The following is an 18,654-nucleotide window of genomic DNA, read 5'->3' on the forward strand; positions in this document are numbered from 1 at the left end:
CGACTTTTTCATCAACTTTTGGCGATCATATGACCGCTAATAATAACCTTATATTTACTAATATGACATAATATGGAAATTAAAAAGTGTAAAAAAGGAGGCTGGTTTTACCCAGCCAACCTTCTTGCATTTCTGTGATTAAAGCGCGATGCCTGCATCCTCTTCGATCAGCGGGGCGGATTGCTCCAACCCTTCTGTTTTTTCGGGAGTTTTGACCATCGGCTTGACGACCCGCTGCGTGTCTTTCTTCGCGAGCTTGGTCTTCTCATCTGCATCCCGCATGGAGAACGGAGCAAAGCGTCGGTTCTGCTCTCCTGTGAGCAGGGATTCCTTGTTTTTTGCCAGATTCTTGAGTTCCTCATACCCGCCGCCATACGCCACGCGGTCCATCGGTGAACCTTTGATGGCCATCGTGTCCTTGAGCGACAAAATCTGACCGTTGTGCGTGAGCGTGTCTGTCACCGCCTGGATGTAAGTCTCATTGACCGAAACCTTCATTTTGTTTTCCATGATGTCGGTCAGCTGTGCCTTGAACGTATTCGGTGTGAGCTTGCGCTTCGGTTTCTTCGCATCTTTTCCACGGAACGTCTTGTTCATGTCATCGGTGAGTATCTCATTCACCGTTCGTGCGTGATCTGCGTCATGCTTGATCTGGAGCGTCCCTTGCGTGAGCGGATACATGGATTCAAGCGCCGCTGTGATGTCTTGGTTCCGCATGATCGAAACGAGTTTTTGGCTGAACGCACCGGCCAGACCTGTGTCATCGGACTTAACACCGGTTGCGTACTGAATCTCCCGGGCGTCATGCTGGGTCTTCTTGCCGGTGTGATAGTTCTTGTAGTCTTCGAGCTTTTTCGGACTTCCCTTCGCCCCGTTGTCGACCATCTGTTTGAAGGAAGCAAATACCGTCTCATCACTCTCAAACGATACATAATCCCCGCCGAAGCCGTGCTCACGGAACAGCTTGTGGCTGTAATCATTCAGATCACGCTGCGTCTGCTTCAAAAGCCTTGGGTTCGTACTTTTCGCATTCTTCTGGGCTTTTTCGTAGAGCTTCTTCGGCACATCATCCCCGAGCTTTTCGGCTCTCGCCTCTGCACTCGCAAGATCCATTCCGGTCTGGAAGTACAGCTCGTCTTTTCCTGACCCCTTATCGATCATATTCGCCCAGTGGGAGAATTTCTCGACCAGGTCTTTGTTTGCCGCATCGGAATCAAACTTCATGATTCCCATCGTATCGCCGTCAAAGTCCATGTCATGTGACTTATCGGCAATCGGATTGATCGCAATCCCGTGGACGGAATCGTCTCTGACGACCGTCATCGCGCGGATCGCGCCATCCCGCCAGACAGGGTCACGGAACGCCATCACGACGTCGCCTTCTTTTGCATCAAGCGCATCCATCATCGCCTGGTTCATTCCAGCCTGCCCGATGTCAAGCCTTGGATCAACAATCGCCACACCTGTTGCCGAGTGGTTCATGCGTTTACCCATGATCTTGTCCCGGATGAAACTGTGCTTGCCGTTGTGCCCGCCGTCAAACTGGCGGTCAATGATCGTCGCCTGGATCTTGTCAAAATGATCCTGCGCCTTCGCCTTGGCTTTTTCTCTGAACTCATCCGTATCAGCCGCTTTGTACTCGCCGATCGCGTCATAGATGTTCGCATAATGATTCGTGAAATCCGAGCGTCTCATCGAGCCGTCGACAAGCTCCACGTTCTGGCGGAGTGATGCCGACAACACCGGGATGCTCTCGGTTTTCTCACCTGTCTTAAATTCCATTTCAAACGGCACATCGAGGAATCCACCCTGGTTTTTGATCTGCTCAAGGAACTCACTTGACTCCACATTGGATTCATGGGAGAAATGGTTGCGCTCCTCGCCTGCGTGCGGGGTGTACCCGTTTAGGATCGTCCCGTCTGCTTTCATATCAAGACCTGTTGCGATCAGGTATTCACGGTATGTGCTCCAGGCAGCATCATTCCGGCCGTAAATTTCATCCAGGATGCCGTTCGCTCCTTTGGACTGGAGCGCCCATGCAAGCTGACCGCTCGCTTTTCTCCCTTTCCCTTCAAGAACGTCCTCGCGTGTGTACGCATGGGTTTTGTCATCGACTTTCATGTCGGTCACGATAATGTTCAGGCGACCCATCGCCCCTTTGAAGACCTCACCGGTATCCGGATCAACCAGATCCTGCACTTCGCCGTCCATCAGTTCTTTGACGACCCCTGCATTGTGGCGGGAGAGCATCGAGTACGGTGCACTCACAACATCCAGTTTCGGGTTGGCTCTCATGAAACGAACTTCCTTATCGAGACCTTGTTTTTCTGCCTCTTCCAGCTTCATGTGACGGTCGATGACGATGCCGATCGTCCCTTTGTTGCCGCCGAAGTCAGACAGCTTATCGCCGCGCTGCAACGGACGGAAACGGCCATGTTCTTCCAAAAACGCCTGATAGGCTTCTCTTGCGTTCGCCCGCTCTGTGCGGTCTTCTGCAAGACAGTTCTGGCGGAGGGTGCCGCCTTCTTTCAGCACGTCATCCGACCACATCATCCCCGTGCCGTAAAGCACTTCCTCTTTGGTGATGTTCTCGTACTCATCCAGGTAACGAAGAACTTCGTCAAGCTGGTGCATCGACCGGTCGTTTGGTTCAGAACCAAACACCCGGTTGCGCTCCGCAAACTCTTTGGAGACGGCATAGCTGTCATCAAAAGTCCAGCCGCCAAAGGACATCAGCGCCGTATGAACGTTTTCGTCGACCTTTAAGGCCGTCATCAGCTGATTGGACGACATCTGGTTCCGATCCCACGCATTGTAGGACTTTTTATCAAAGTACGGCAGCTTTTGAAGTGCCGTTTTATCCGGTGCATACGTGCCGTCTTCCTGCAGAATTCCTTTTGACGGGGTCACACTTCCGTCTTTATTGACCTCAGCTCCATCTGTCAGGTACCAGATCAATCCTTGCGTCTTGCCGGTTCCAGTCATCGTCGTATCGGCATAGTTTTCGATGTCTTTATCGAGCACCCGCATGTTCGTCTCGCCTGCTACTTTCCAGTAGCTGAACGCGGACACGTCATCCTCGTTTCCGTATTCGCGGTTCGCCGCGGTCTCAGCGCTTGTAGTGGCGTAATCGGAGAACTGATTATCAAAACGCACACGATTCGACAAAGTTTGCAAAATCGCTGTTTTCGTATTATGATTCAACTGATTTGTTTCCATAAAGTCCAGTTCGATGCGCTTGCCGTACACATCGCCGTGATACAGACCGTTGATTCCGCTCGCATCAAGCACCGTTGGAATGGTATTGATTGACGGGTCCAGTGGACGGGTCATCTGGTGTGTCACTTTCGCACGCAGCTGCTCGTTTAAGTGCTGTTCGAACCCCTTTACCCGGAAACGCTTCATGCGGTCATCGTAGTCCCCGTCAAAGGAGAAATACCCCGTATATCCCGGAACGATCCCATAATCGTTCCCACCCTGGAATTTCGTAGCGATCACGCCAAACTCATCCGGGACCATGACCTGGCCGATTTCGCCATTGATTTTCTGCCACATCTGGTCTTCCTTTTTAGAGCCGGTGCGTCGGTTCGCTTCCCAGCGGATGACGCCGTTTTGGTCGATTTTCACATCAGGGTCGGAGCCGAATCCGTTTTCGCCGACGAATCCTCCGGATTTCAGGGTCTCCTGTACGGTTGTGAGTGCCTGTTTCAGCATCGGGTGGTCGATTTCGCCGATCGACTTCGCCGTTTCTGGATCAAACGCAATTAACCGTTCTTTCATGGCGTTGACCGCAAAATCATTACCCCGGATCTTCTCCAGATCGTACTTCACGGTTTTTAGAGCCGCCATCATTGCATCCCGTTCGTTCCCGCGCACGGTCTGCTGCATATGGTCGATAACGAAAGCCGGATTAAACCCACCCTCATAATCCCCAACGATTGAATCTCTCACCGATTTCAGGTAGTCAAGCCCGCCGTCTTCACTGTGCAAGGCCATTCTCGTCGCGCGTTCCTGCGCTTCACGGATGACATCATCATTTGAGTACAGCTGTTCAAGCTCGGCTTGAAATTCAGGACCGGTAATCAGCACATCCTCATTGTCCAATCCAGTATCGATTAAGGCTTGCAGTTCTTCGGTCCTGAATTCGCCGTTCACGACCGCCGTTGCATCTTCAATCGCCGTCTGGATGTACTCTCTCGCTTCTGTTTCCCCGCTGAATACGAGTGAACGATAGCGACCTTTGATCGGCTGTACCTGCAGGGACTTCCTGCGGTCAACACCGTTCAGCTGGACAATACTCGACTCACGGCTGACGGACTTAGATACTTTTCCTGTACGGTTCCCTGTCACGTAATCAAGTAGGGCGATCGAGTCGCTCGCTTCAAACTTGGTAGAGTCCTTCACAGCCTTTGAGCCTTTTACGTTAAAGTAATAGGCGTTGTACGCATCGTACACGCGTCCGATGTAGCTTCCGTTCGCCTCCGGATCGAAAACACGGACGTTGATGTTCTCGCCTGCATTCATGCGGACTTCGATCTGATTTGGGTTCCCGTTTTCACGGACGTTGAAATCATAGCCGTTCGAGCGCATGTGCTTGAGCAATTCCACGCTGTTCCAGGCAAGCTCAGAGTCAAAACGTTGATTCGAATCAATGTTTTTCGCCACAAGCTCTGCATCCGCTTTGGTTAAATACGCCCCCATGATATGCGAGAGCCCTCTGTATTCCCGACCGTCAACCGTTCCGCCGTGCCAGCCGAGCAGCACTTCGTCAGACACGTCGACCTGCTGCGTTTCCTGTTCTGCAGGAGCGCCCGGGTTCTCTTTTTGGTTCGGATTGGATACCGGCGCTCCGCCAAAGCCCGTCTGTTTGGATTCCGCTTTCGCTTCTGCCACCGTCGCCTCATAAGAGAACGACTCGTCCGTCCGGTCATAGAACGTAACCGCTTCGCCAGGGTTCAAGGCCCGCGCCGATCTTCCTTTGTGAACGAAGAATGCTTTTCGCATCGGCTCTTTTGTTTGGTTTAAAATGTTCGCCCGGATGTCCGGATCGGTGATAACGTGCAGGTAATTTCCGTCCTGAACGAATTTGTCGTATTCTTCACGGCTTTTCACCCAGGTGTCCGCGACCGCTTTTTCCAAAGTCGGGTACGCATCGAGCTTCCCGAACGAAGTCGCGCCGGTCGAGCGCAGCAGTCGGACAAAGTCACTCGGTTTCGCTTTCATGTGGGTAAAGTCCATCGGAGCGCCATCGCGCTGCCATTTATCACGGAATTCCTGCATGAGAGACGGGGTAACGGTGATGCCCTGCTTCTTTAAATCCGGCATAACGTGCGTGAGCATGACCATCGTTGCATACTCGGCGATGTCCCGGTATCGCGTGTCGGTCGTCGTCTCGTTAAATGTTCCTATCATATTCGTCAAAACCCCTCTCATTATGCTCTGTACACAGCGTTTTAAAAACAAATTACATAGCCTAATTATAGCATAAAAAATAGAGGCCGAAGCCTCTTGCATGTCAGGATTTGTTAAACAAACCAGCATGTGGATGGAACAATTCAACAAAATAGCATCTTGTTTATGGGATTTTTTGTGTTAGCTCTGCATCTTTAACTGGTACGCCCGCTTCGCCCCCTGCTCGAAGCGACCTCCGGCGAGATCACGCCACGATTCAAGCTCTGAAAGATACTTGATGAATTCATCCGTGACTTCATAGAAGACCTCATCCGAATCGCCCTCGCCGTATACACGGGAGCCTTCATCCCTCTCGGCGCTCTCCAGTGACTCGACATCATCCCGGTCCGCTCCGCTGCTTGACCGCACGTACATCACGCCGGTATCACTCATGAGTTCCCCGTTCTCGTTAACACGGAATCCCGGGGCGTCCTCGAAATAATTCTGTGACTCGGCATACGCAACAGCTAAGACTTTATCCAGCTGACGGTTCACCTGGCCGCCGATAGATACGAGATCCTCCCGGCTGATCTGACCTCCCGCATAGCGCTTGGTCTGATGCGTATCCTGCTGGCTCTGCGCTTTCGCTGCTTCCTGTGCGACTTCCGTGTTTTCAATGGCTGAATCCAGGATGTTGCCGAATTCATCCATGTCCGGCATGTCATCCATTTCTTCTCCGTGACTCTCTCCAGCCGGGCGGTGTTTGATGTTGTACATCTGGGCGTTTATGGCATGCATGATGTCATCGGCCACGACGTTTTGGTCAAGCCGGATCAGATCCGTCTCTGTGAGTTCATACGCATCGAGATACGCCCGTTTCATGATGTCCGCCATCTTTGCCTGCTCCAGACGCTGCTCCAGCATGTTGAAAAAGTCCGGCTGATTCTTTCTCACGTCAAAGTCTTTCGCGCTTGAGTTCGTTGGAATCGTCTGCAGGGAGAACTTTTTCCCTGGCAAGTTGATCTGGTTCTGGAATAATCTCCAACTCATCGGATATGCTGTTTCGTTCCGATTCCAGATCGGGCTCACACCGGCCTTAATCACGATGGAGTTCCGCTGTTCGATGAACATGAAGTCATTGAACTGGATCACAGGGCGCTCTTTCGTCGCCATCGTGTAGCTGATTTTCCCTTCGTTCTTGGCAAGCAGTCGTTCATTGTCACGGGTGACGGTCTTTTGGTCGACACGGGATTCATGCGTCGTTCCGCTCATCTTCACAAGGGTGTCGATCATGGAATCGTCCGTGGATTTCAGGAACACGATGTTCTCGGTGTTACCCTGGATAATCTTATCTACTGAGTCCCCATAAACATCGCGCAGCTGCTGCAGCGTCTGGAGAATGAGGGTAAATTGCTGATCCTGACCAAGCCCGATCGAGAGCATCGTCTGCAGGGCCGGGATCCCGTTTCCTTCTGACTGCAGGTTTCCGACTTCATCGAGCATGTAGCGCGTCTTGTAAAGCGGCTTCTGGTTCTCTTTTGTGAGATATGAGCTCTCGAAGTTCACATCCACCATCTGTTTAATCAAAATCAGAATCAGTTTTGCATAACTCATCAAGTGGGGTGGCGTGATGAAAAAGATCGCTTTCGGCCGCTCGGTGTACTTCACGGTCTTCTGGCTGAACGCCGGAATCTCAACAATCTCCTGCTTACGGTCTCCGTCAAGAAGATCAAAGTATCGGCGCTTTACGACCGTATCCCTGTATTCGAACTTGTTCTTTTGCTTGTTAAACTTCAGCTCCCGGAGCGCCCCGTCTTTGATAATCTTTTTGTTCAGCACCGGGTCTTTCACGTAACGGCGGCCTGACAGGTCGGTTTTGTACGTCAGTTCCAGTTCGAAATAAAACGTCCGGACGAGCAGCCCGGTCTTCGGGTTCTTGACCTGCAGCTTGATGTAGCTTTTGCGCTTCTTGAACTTTCCGTCAAAGAAATACCGGGCCCACCCCTCACGGTCAATGATCTGGGTGTGGCTGAACATCTTTTTATCAAGCGGTTTCTCAAATGCCGGATCTTCATACGCACTCCAGACGGACTGGAGACCAACCAGCTTGTATTTCTCCAGATACTCGGACGCGAACCGCACACCAACGCGCCTCGGGAAGCTGAGCCCTTTCGCATCGAAGTTCTGGGACGGTTTTCCGGAGGTCAGGGTTGAAATCGTCGGATCCGTGAAGAAGCTCATCGCGGTAAGCGCAATCCCATAAACGGACGCGATCGTCTTATCCGACCCCGCCATCGCACGGAGGGCGTTATCGGTATTCTGAACGAGCTTTCTCATCTCGTTTTGTGGCAGCTTGGCCGTCGCATCGAAGAAGAGGGTCAGGAAGTCTTTCTCTTTCACGTTTTCGTCCTCGTCGATTTTGATGACCGATGGGTCTGTCGACTTTTTGGCTGATAGCACAACGAACAGCTGGTAGGCATTATAGAGTGTGACCTTGCCCCACATGTCATCAAGTTCCTGCATCAAGACCTTCTCGGGCTTCCCTTCAATCTCCGCACGCTTACGCGCCCGTTTTTCTTCTTCCAGGTAGAAATCGATCAGACCGAACGCAGACCGCTTAAAAGCGTTGTTCGCGGCGTTTGGCCACATGGGATCATCGGCACCCTCTTTCGGGAAGAAGATGTCCCCGATATTCTCAATGTAAGATGCCGCTTTTGTGAAATCCCCTTCTCGCGCCGATTCCGCCGCGAAACCGAGCGGGTTATATATGTCGGTGTTAAGCGGGTTAATCAGGTTGAACTGTACGATTTCGTACCCACGGATCGTCGCGGGAACAAAAAATTTAACGAGGAGTTCCCCCTTCGGATCGTTCACCACCATGTTGTTCTTGCGCTTTTCGCGCGTCCACATATCGAGCGTTGGTTCGATGACCGTCTGCCCTTTACCAGCACGCGTGATGGCGAGGACCATTGTGTTCACGGGAGCCGTGTCGACGAGATACGCTCCTGCCGGTCGCTGCACTTCGTATTCAGGGAATTCCCAGTCCTTATTGATTAGTTCGGCAACGGTGTCATACGGGAGTTTGTCACGGTCTTTGCGGTTGCCTGTTTCATCGACTGGGTTGTATTCGATTTTTCGTACGTCGATCGGCTTGCGGATGTCTTTTTCACTCACAGGGATTCCGCTCGCTGTGAAGAGATCCTGGCCGAATTTTTCATCGATTAAAGGCATCTTGGCCGTGACGGGCTTCCCGTTCTCGTCATGAATGACTTCCCCTTTATAAAGGACCGCATCGCCTTCTTCTTTTACATCTTTTTTGTGGCGCTGGGTCACATCCACTTGCTTCAAACCCTTTCGGTCGAGCATCATGTGAGAGAGCATGCTTGAGACCTGGACGCTTGAGTGGGCACCGGTGTCCGGGAACCAGTCGTACATGCGCTGCATCTCCTCCGGAAGCATGATATGCTGGTCGTTTTCGTACGTATTGATGTCTGTGGAATCAATCATGCTGTTTTTTGAACGCCAGCCCGCCATCAATTTTTCGTTGGCGATCAGCCATGCCATCAGGAACACGAATCCTGTCCAGGTATAAACCTGCCAGCTGGACGTGATCTGAATCTTGCTCATGTCGAAGTCCAAAAAGGATGACCCTTTGCTCGTTGCCACGAACTGATAGAATCCCCACAGGACCATGCCGATGCATCCAGTCAGGAATCCTAGTCCGCCAAACACCCCGGCGATTACCAGAGCGAAGATTCGCTCTTTGACCGGTTTGTCCACGACCCCGCGCTCTCCGCGCTCCATCGCCTGTGTTGTATGGACTTCCCGGTTCTTCACCCGGTCTTTATAATCTTGGTTTTTTAAAATCTCCCAGTTTTTCGATTCCTTCTTTCGCAAACCCACCGAACCACCCTTTCCATTCTCGTATTCTTGTACGGAATATTCACATCAAATAATGATTAAAACGCTGTACAATCAGTGATTTGAAGATAATATGATTATATCACATTTCGGTGTTAAAGGAATATATTTCCATATAAAACAACCCGCAAAAAAACGGAACCCCTGAGTCGGGATCCCGCTTTTGTTGTTCTCCTCCTGGTTAGGAGGCTTCCTCGTACTCTGTGTCCGTTTCATCCGCAGATGGTGCTTCATTCTGGTAGGACACTGACTGGTTTTCCTGGCCTTGCGGCTCTGTGGCTGCCGGTGCAATCTGTATGGAGTTCGCTCCGAACATGAATCCGAAGATGACACCCATCGCAAGCATGACCGCTGCAACAGATCCGATGATGAACTTCATCGGCTTTTGGGCCGTATTCGCTCGTTCGTTCGCATATTTCAGCTGAACTTTCAGCGCTTCTGACTCGTTTTTGTATACGTTCATCAGGTGCTCAACCTCCTTATCCTTCTGCTCGCCGATCTTGCTGTTGCTCGCATTGGCATCCTGGAGCATCTCGCGCAGGTTTTGGTTCTCGCGCTGCTCACGCTCGATCCGGCGCTCGTAATCCGCTTTGACATGATCGATCTGTTCCTTGTGAGTACCTTCGAGCTGACGAAGGTTCTCCCTTGCCTGACGATCCGCTTCATCCAACTGGCGTGTTTTCGTGATAAGCATTTGCTCATACTCGGTACGCACACGTTCTGCTTCATGAGACTGCTTGAGTTTTTCTGCTTCCGCTTTCGCTCTCAGCACTTCATCGGCAAAATGCTTACGAAGGTAAACGTCCATGCTCTTACGGAACGCATCGTACATCTGCAGCTCTTTTTGAGAGATATGCTGATATTCTTCCTGCAGCTTCTGTAAAAGGGCAGTCATTGCTTTGTCAAACAGGCGCTGTGCCACGGTTCTGCGGTCGCTGTACAGTTCGCCGAGCTTGTTGTCACGGTCTGTCTTCGCATCCGACTGAATGTGATCTTTCGCACTGTCAATCTTACGGTTCCGCTCATCACGGTAACGGCTGTCATAGACGGCGAGGGCTTCCCGTTTCGCGTTCTCCGCATATTCTTCACGGGATTCATTGTATGATTTATTGATCTCGGCAACTTCCCCGGCGACCCGTCGATCCAGATCTGCCATCACGTCATCGTAGTCTGCCTCGATTTCATAATGCCTGCGGCCATAAGTCGTTTTTTCGTCTTTGTGATCCAGTGACTCGACCAGTTTGTTATGAATGTCCCGCATGCTCGTCGTGAATTTGTTGCGGAGCGACTGGACGTTATCCTGATGGAAACGGCTCAGTTCCACATTCGCATCCTGACGGAGCTTGGAGAGCACGTTTTGCAATTCGCTGTCATCGGTGCGGGCTGCATCGAACTGAGCGATTGAAACGGAATCGAAGTAATCATCGAACTTCGTCATGTCGATGTTCAGGTTCAGCTCCGTGTTGTTAAACCCGTGAGCCGCCAAGCGGTTGATCGCTTCTTTGGTCTCTTCGGCAGACAGGAGTTCTTCTTCTTCTTCGGCATAGCTTCCAGAATCCTGTATATCATCCAGCTCATCCATATCAGAATCATCTTCTAACTCAAAATCATCCTCATATCCGCTGTCGGTCGCGTCATCAAATGAATCATCGTCAGAAAACGAGGCGTCATCGTCAAACCCTTCATCTTCAAACGGATCGTCCTCCACGCCGTCCTGTGGGTCATAGCCGTCGTCCAGCAGCTCGTCATCCTCTTCCTCTTCCTCTTCTTCAAATCCCGGGTCGTCCAGCTCATCGTCCTCTTCGTCCGAATCCTGCACGTACGATATGGCGGCCGGACCACCATCCTTTTCCACAACTTCCCCGTTTTTGATTGCAAGCTGAATACCAGAATCGTTTGACATCTCCATGAGCCGGTCAATGTGAACGGTGGAATCAAGCACCGTCAGACGGTCATCGTCACTCAAATCAAACGGAACGAGGGCCCACCTGAACGCCATATCATGAACAAAATCGAATTCATCCAGTGAAATCAGGGTTTCCTGTGACGGGATAATCCCGATCACACCCACAGCCAGATCATCACTAAGGGCAATCGACTCAATCGTCTCTGAGCGCAGTGCCTGGGCGAACGATCCGAACTCTTCTCCCGCTGGATCAAGCCCTGCTTCCTGGAGCATGTCGTTTGTGATGGCAACAATCAAAAGCCCTTCATCAAGCTCTCTGACGGCGGAGCCGCCGATCTCCGCAAGCTCCTGTACAACCTCAAGGGATGCCGCTGCAACCGATTCTTCAAGCTGCATGCGCTCAAGCAGTGTGGCTTCTTTCTTCTTACCGCCGAATAAGGACTTTTTTTCCTTTGACCGTTTTTCTTTTTTTACGGGTGCCGCATCGACCGGCGCTTCCTTCGCCGACTTGCCGCCACTAAATTTCGTAAACAATCCCATTAATGGAAACCTCCTTCTTTATCCTGCACCTGAATTGAATCGGCCACCATAATTGGCAACTTCTTCCAATCAATCTATCATCATTCTACCACAAAGATTTTGTTGATACAACCACTAATTCGCTGTATGGACAGCATTTTCAAAATCATTTCAAGTTCGTTTTAGTAGAAAAAAAGAGGCGACGACATACGCGCCGACCTCTTTTTATTCATATCTACTGAAATGGTAACGTATTACATATTACGTAATAGGTTTACGAACGACGGGCCCGTTTCGCATCTACAGTTCCCACTTCAATATGGGCATCGGATTTCCGGATGTTTTTGTTCCGGTACGCCATCTCACCCACCACGTGAATGCCAACGTGTTTTGCGTCGGGGTATTTATTGATATACCGGGAAAGCGGAGCGATAACCTCTGAGTCCATCCGTGCGACCAATCCCCTCGCACCCCCGGTGTTCGTGTCAATGTCATTGTCTTCATAAACGAGATAGACGACGACATCCGGCTGGATCAAGACCTGCACGCCGTGAATCCGGTACACATCCTCCTGCAGGCGACGCAGCTTGTTTAGGATGATGCGCTCATACGTTTTATGTCCAAGCGGCTGAAACGGGATGATCGCGTTCATCCGGTTGATGATCTCCGGGGCAAACGCTTCATTGCTAATCAGTGACTGCCTAATGACTTTCTGGTACTTCGCCAGACCATCCGCCCCGTCTTCATCTTGTGCATAGTGGGCGATGTTCTGGTACACTTCGGAACCGGCATTGGTCGTGAGAACGATGTAGGTATTCAAAAAGCTAACCTCGCGCCCCTGTGCGTTTGAAAGTCGACCATCATCGAGCATTTGGAGCATCAAACGTGTGACGACTCGGTTTGCCTTCTCGACTTCATCGAATAGGAGGACACAGTGGGATTTGTTCCACACTTTCATCGTCAGTTCTTCACGGAAGCGGTCAAGCGAGCTCTCAAGCGCAAACTCGGACATATCGAACCGGACCATCGCCCGCTCATCCCCGAACAAAAGATGCGCAAGTCCTTTCACGGTCTCGGTTTTACCTGTACCAGTCGGCCCTGTGAACAGGAAACTCGAAATCGGGCGCGTCTTATCATGAAGATCCGCCACGGCAATCTGCAGACGTTCCTCCAGTGTCTTCATGGCGAACGTCTGTGAGTACACCCGTTCATTCAGCATACGTTCAATGTGGCGACCGTCGATGTCAAATGTCACCTGCACACCGGTGCTGTCATGAATGACTTCGGCGAGCAGATGGCGGTCCATCTTGTACTCAGACGGATACGTGCGGTACCACCCGATCATCGAATCAAGCATCAGGATACTCTTACGCGGCTGGGAATCAGCGGGCACATAGCGGTTGCTGTGCTCATAGATCAATTCGAACAGCTGCGGATCATAAATTTCATCGAATACCCCGTGGGATTTTGCGATGGACTGGAGAATCGAGATCACCGTCGCTTTTTCCGGCTCCCGGATATTGATTCGCTGGAGACGCTGCATAAGTGCCTGGTCGTGCTCCACATATTCATGGAACTCAGCAAAAGTGGTCGCAGCAATGATTTTAATCCCGCGGCGCCCGCTCTCCGCTAATATCGGTTTGATTGCTTGCGCTGCCGCCTGTGAGAGCTGGACGAGAAGATGAAACTCATCGATGAACAAGACAAGCTCCGGCGCTTTCGCCTCTTTCTTTTGACGGCGATTGTTCGGCCCGTCTTCCGATGATGTTTCATTGTGGAGACGGAGCTCCTGCGCGTCCTGCATGTCCTGCTTAAACTGTAGGGCATCGTCGAACAGCGCTTTGATGCGGGATGCCATCTGGACGGAACCATCCTCCCCGTTTTCACTCGCCGCCATTTTGGCAAGATCCACTTCGACATACATCCGGCCACGATCCCGTTCACTCGTACCCTGGACGAGGGCGGTTTTCCCCGCACCGGCGTCCCCAAGCAGGAACGCGTTTGACAATTCTGCTCGGTTGAGTGAAGCGAGCAATCGGCGCATTTCCCGTTCCCTGCCGATAATCGGTCGGCTCGGGGGCGGCATGAGCACCGCATACTCAGCCAAAGCTGGATAGTTTTTTGAATCGAACTTCCACGTTTCAATCTCCATCATGAATTTCGGTCGTGCAATCGTCGAAATCGTCATTCACTCGTACTCCTTCTTTTCGTAGTCTCTCCCTTTTCTGTGACTCCAAGATGCCCGACCCGCTCAATCTCCTGGTCGATCAGGTCGGCAATGTCCGACATGTCTCCGAGGTCACTCACTGCTATCGATGTGCTTGACTGGTATACGAAGTCCGCCATGTCAATATCCGCGGACTTTTCCTCGATATATAATGGATGATCTTTGCAACTTGGCACACTCATGGCAATCAGAACCCCTTTTCTCTTTTTTTGGCCATGAACGGCCGTCTACACGCCACTTTCAGCTGTCACAGGATCCGATGCATGGAGTCGCTCGATGTCATCATCGATCAGGTCATCGATAACAAACCCTCCCGGCTGATAAAGATAGCTCGAAACGTCAATATCCGTTCCTTTTCTGGCATTCTCGCCATAACGCTCCACCGCGGTCTCCACACCGGCGATCTGAGTGGGGTCACTGTCTACACGGACATTGTCAACCGTGTGATCCAGGTAATTATAATCAGCAGCTGTGACCTCATTGCTGTCTGAACCAAATTCTTCGTCTTCCTCATCTAATGGGAGCACACTCACTGGGGTGTCTTCCTCCGGCAAATACGTCGCTATGTCACGCTCGGACGTCTCGCTGTATTCTGTGAGCGCCTGCTCGGCGCGGTACCTCGACATCGCATCATTCACCCCGAGGGTAAGGTCATCAGGAGACTGGACGAATTCCGCCTCTTTGTCCGCCAGCCAGCTTTCACGAGATTCGTAACCCTCCGTTTTCCATAGCGGAACCTCGGGTTCGGCAGCCGGTTGCGGGATAAATTCAAACACTTCCTGAACGACCAAAGACGGGGGTGCGTCCTCAGATTCGATGTCTGGCACCAATCCTTCATCTGATGTATGGAAATACGAAGAAAACAGCTTCGATGTCGGACTGTCGGTCAGGCTTGCGAACAGGTCATTCAATGCGTCCACCAGCTCATTGTGATGCGCCACTTTCTTTGTGAAAAGGGAATGCGGAATGCGGTCGTTATCCGCCATCCTGGTCAGATTGTAGCTTTCCCGTGACAAATGATTCTCAAGGCGTCGAGTCGCGGTCAACATGGCAAATTGTTTGGACATGTGATAGAGTCATCCTTTCTTTCCTTTGATAAGTGGGCGATGAGGTTTTTGTTCAAAACGCTCACCGCTCAGTGCTATTCCGATTTAATTATACCATATATTTCCATTTTGTGCTTGATTCTTTCCAGAATATTTTCACCGGTTTTCTTTCTCGATCATCCAGCTCACTCCAGTTCTTCCTCTTCCTGCTCAATCGATTCAACATGTTCGAGAGTCGTCCGTACCTGCCTCGCCATATCGACCGACCGGTCGAGCGGAATCGTGTAAAGCTGACGCCCCCCGCTGTCATGAGCAGATGCCAGATCCTCGATTGTCACCGTATGGATGAGACCCTCTTGCACAGCCTTGTCGACCACTTCTTCCATAGAGGCAATGTCTGACTCCGATCGATCCAGGGCAGGGAGCACCTGGCCGGTCGCCTCTACATACATCCGGGCCGCATCGGCCCGCTGTTTTCTACCTTGCCAGACATCCGCGAACCGCATAGCGTTCACCGCATCGATCCGTGCATCAGGTCGGTTATAATAATCAAGACCCAAATGATGGACGTCCCATGCTTTGACCTGACGGAAATGGACATCTGTCAGGTTTTCCTCACGGGTTTTCGGGCGAACGGGAAGGACAAAACGTGTATTGATGGTTCCTGATTCCGAATCGTATTCCGTAATGGCGTCCCATTCTTTCAGGGACGCCACCCCTTGCTCAAAGCAATGAAACGTGTAATCCCGCAAATCCCGCTTGTATGCCTCCCGATCCGAATGGAGCAGCAAACCGGTCTCTTCTTCATCGCTTCGAATCGCTTGGAAGCGTGCAGAGAGATCGTCATAAAGGGGGCGCAGCGCGTCCCGGCTCTCCCGGTCCTTCGGATGGTGGAATGACATAAAGCGGCGGTATTTATCCGCAAGTCCCATATGGTAGCGCTGCTCCTCCTCATAATAAAGCCGCATCACATGCGCCGTATCATCAACGAGACCCTGTTCCTTCGCCACATCGTACTCAGAAGCCATCTCGTAATGCGTCTTGGCACTTTCGGTGTGAACGTCCTGTCGCTTGTTGTACCCGCGAACCCGCAGCGTGAAGGCCGCCGCATCAAACTCTCCCTGTGCCTTTGCATTCAGGGCGTTCGCGAGCTCCTCATCCGAGCTTGACTGGATGTCGGTCATTGGGGTGCGCACGGTGAGCAGAGACGGATCGATTACTTTCAGAGATTTATAGAGTCCGTTCACGCTGCGTTCCACGATGCGTGAACGCCCTTCGTCCACCAGAATCTTTCGCTCATCGGCTGTGAGCTTGTTCTTTAAAGCCGACTCATCGGCGTACGCATGGACGGCCCGCATGGCGTCCAGGTAGCCGCTCTCTTCCGGTTCCTTCTCAAACACACGCTCGACGATGGATGTCGCCAGTTCATTTGGATGCTTCATGGACGTACGGTTCGTTCCAAACCGCCACTGGCGGCGGTCTTTTGGAAGCGCGGCGATGAGCAGCTGCAACTGGGTGTTCTGATTGAGGGTGCTGTAAGCATAATCCTTCACAAATGCCACTACGCTCTGCCGTTCAAGAGACGCCTGCTTATGAAATGACTTCAACTCCTTCATATCCTCCAGACTGAAATGAACTCCTTTACGGAACATCTTCTTTTCACGCTCATTAATCTTCCCCCGGTCGGCGCCGTCCTCCCGCATGCGGGAATCCGAAAACACCTTGTCGACGAGGGCGATATGGGCGTGGACATGGCTTGTATCAAGCTGGATCGTCCCCACCCACTCAGGATCCGAGAACCGACCCGCCTTTGTCATGCGGTTCACGCCGTCTGTAATCGCCTGGCGCAGTTTGAGCTGATCGATATGCCCTTTGTAGGAACCTCTGCCTTTATGCTTGAACCGGCCATCCAGCACTCCGGTTTCCCGCAAGTAATCCTCTGTGAAACTCACGACGATCTTCTGCACCGAATGTCCGGCATCAAACGCCGTCTGAATTGCCTCAGACGCTTCGATCAGTTTTTCATGGGAAAGACTGATCCCATGCGTCCCGAATGCCCGCCCCGACTGTTTATCCATCCTTTTGAACTTGTGTTTTAAAACGAGCGGAGAACCGAACGCATCTGCATCCTGCAGGTCGGCATCCCGCCTTGTTTTCAGTTGCTCCGTCGCATCACTCCGCGCCATGTAGCGCATGAATTCCGCGCCGTCATAAGAACCCGCCGCCTGTTTCACGGGGGCGAGCACCTCTGTCGCATCCTCCCTTGCCATATAGCGCATCACATACTGTCCCGGGCTCGATCCCCGTGAACCTTTGCCAGGGGCGCTCCGGGCGTTGTTCGTGTATTCGCTTCTCACCACGATGTCCTGCTTCAATCCCATACATTCTCACCCCTTTCGTAAAAAACGCGACAAGGGTAAGACCCCTCATCGCGTTTTCAAAGCCTTACAGCTCTGGCCCATCGTCCTCATCTTCAATGTGATAGTGATCGAGCCCTTTATCAAAGAGGTTCGAATCAAGCGTATTCGCCGCTTCTTTGGTCTTCCCAGGCTTCGGTTTGGACGGGAATACCGGTTCGGAGTCCAGTTCCAGCTCCGGTGACGGGTCGTGGCGCTCCCGGTCCTTCAAATCACGGATCCGGTCGTCCTCGTTCGTATAATCAAAGGACAGGCTGCCCTTTAATTTATCTGTGACGTCAATTTCCTGATCCAAAAGTTCACTTGACGCGGTGAATGTGACCGCTGCTTTTGCTGTCTCTTCCTCTTTTTCAGCCACCACATCGCGGAATTGCTCCACCAGGAAGATTTCCCGATCCTGCTCAGGCTCTGCCTTGTGCACCAGCTGGTCCGTTTTCAGCCCTTCTTTTTGCAGTTCAATCGCAAGGCGGGCCGACCGCTTGACCAGGTTTGCAATCGTGGTCTGTTCAGACGGGTCACGGTCTTCGTGAACGACCGACACCGGGTCGACCAAAAGAATAGGGATACTCTTGGCATCGCCTGACTCATTCTCCTGTGAAACATCCAGATGCGTCACGCGCATGTCCGCTTCGGCGTCAAACACCTCGTCCGCCATGAGTTTGTTCATGAGGTCTTCGAAACGATCCTCGCGGTAAAGACCGGCATCGATCAGCATCTTGAGCGTATCGTCCTCCAACGGCTGCACGTAGGACAGCGGCAATTCCTGGTTGTCATGTGCGAAATCAAGGGATGTGATCCCCTCGGCGAAATCGCCCCACGCAAGCTCAACATCCGATTCAATCCGGATCTGCGGACGCTTCACACCGGCTAGATTGCTGGGAAACAGAAATCCGATCTTGTTTACACGACACTGGGTCACGGCTGGTACGTCATAGGATTCAAAGGTCTTCGGCGCTGTCGCCGCATCGAGCTTTCCTTTGCTGTATTGAGCGTCCAGCAGGCGGAACAATCTTCGCCCCTCTGTACTCGCCCGGTTGTACGGGTAGGTCTTCATAATGCGCTCATCCCTTCTTGTTTTCGATCATTTTTACGGAGGGTCTTTGGCTCAAAACCCTTTTGTGTAAAAATGGAAAATACTTCCTTTATTATAGCACGCTTCGGTAAAAGATCACAACAAAATTTAGTCGAAACTATTGAATGCGCAGCATTTTGAAGCAACTTTGATGG

The 18,654-nt window shown here is 51.7% G+C and carries 8 protein-coding genes; all 8 read right to left on the reverse strand.

Annotated elements, in window-relative coordinates; genetic code table 11:
• Window positions 1–138 precede the first annotated feature (138 nt).
• Window positions 139–5,412 carry a hypothetical protein gene (locus tag RKD52_RS22060; protein WP_454101540.1) on the reverse strand — a complete coding sequence of 1,758 codons (5,274 nt, stop codon included), beginning with the start codon at window positions 5,410–5,412 and terminating at the stop codon, window positions 139–141.
• Between the two features lie 180 nt (window positions 5,413–5,592).
• Window positions 5,593–9,288, reverse strand: a complete 3,696-nt coding sequence (locus tag RKD52_RS22065) for a type IV secretory system conjugative DNA transfer family protein (protein ID WP_454101541.1) — start codon at window positions 9,286–9,288, stop codon at window positions 5,593–5,595.
• 205 nt (window positions 9,289–9,493) lie between these two features.
• Window positions 9,494–11,758, reverse strand: a complete 2,265-nt coding sequence (locus RKD52_RS22070) for a hypothetical protein (protein ID WP_454101542.1) — start codon at window positions 11,756–11,758, stop codon at window positions 9,494–9,496.
• Window positions 11,759–12,011: 253 nt separating this feature from the next.
• Complete coding sequence (locus tag RKD52_RS22075) at window positions 12,012–13,925, reverse strand: AAA family ATPase (protein ID WP_454101543.1); 1,914 nt, start codon at window positions 13,923–13,925, stop codon at window positions 12,012–12,014.
• Complete coding sequence (locus RKD52_RS22080) at window positions 13,922–14,146, reverse strand: hypothetical protein (RefSeq protein ID WP_454101544.1); 225 nt, start codon at window positions 14,144–14,146, stop codon at window positions 13,922–13,924. The genes RKD52_RS22075 and RKD52_RS22080 overlap by 4 nt, the downstream gene beginning before the upstream one ends.
• Window positions 14,147–14,191: 45 nt before the next feature.
• A complete protein-coding gene (locus RKD52_RS22085) occupies window positions 14,192–15,031 on the reverse strand; it encodes a hypothetical protein (protein ID WP_454101545.1) in 840 nt (279 codons plus the stop codon).
• Window positions 15,032–15,195: 164 nt separating this feature from the next.
• Entirely contained in the window at window positions 15,196–17,391 is a 2,196-nt protein-coding gene (mobL, locus tag RKD52_RS22090) for a relaxase MobL (protein WP_454101546.1), read from the reverse strand.
• 64 nt (window positions 17,392–17,455) lie between these two features.
• A complete protein-coding gene (locus tag RKD52_RS22095) occupies window positions 17,456–18,481 on the reverse strand; it encodes a hypothetical protein (RefSeq protein ID WP_454101547.1) in 1,026 nt (341 codons plus the stop codon).
• Window positions 18,482–18,654: the final 173 nt, after the last annotated feature.

This window comes from Metabacillus sp. SLBN-84 (genome assembly GCF_053629595.1).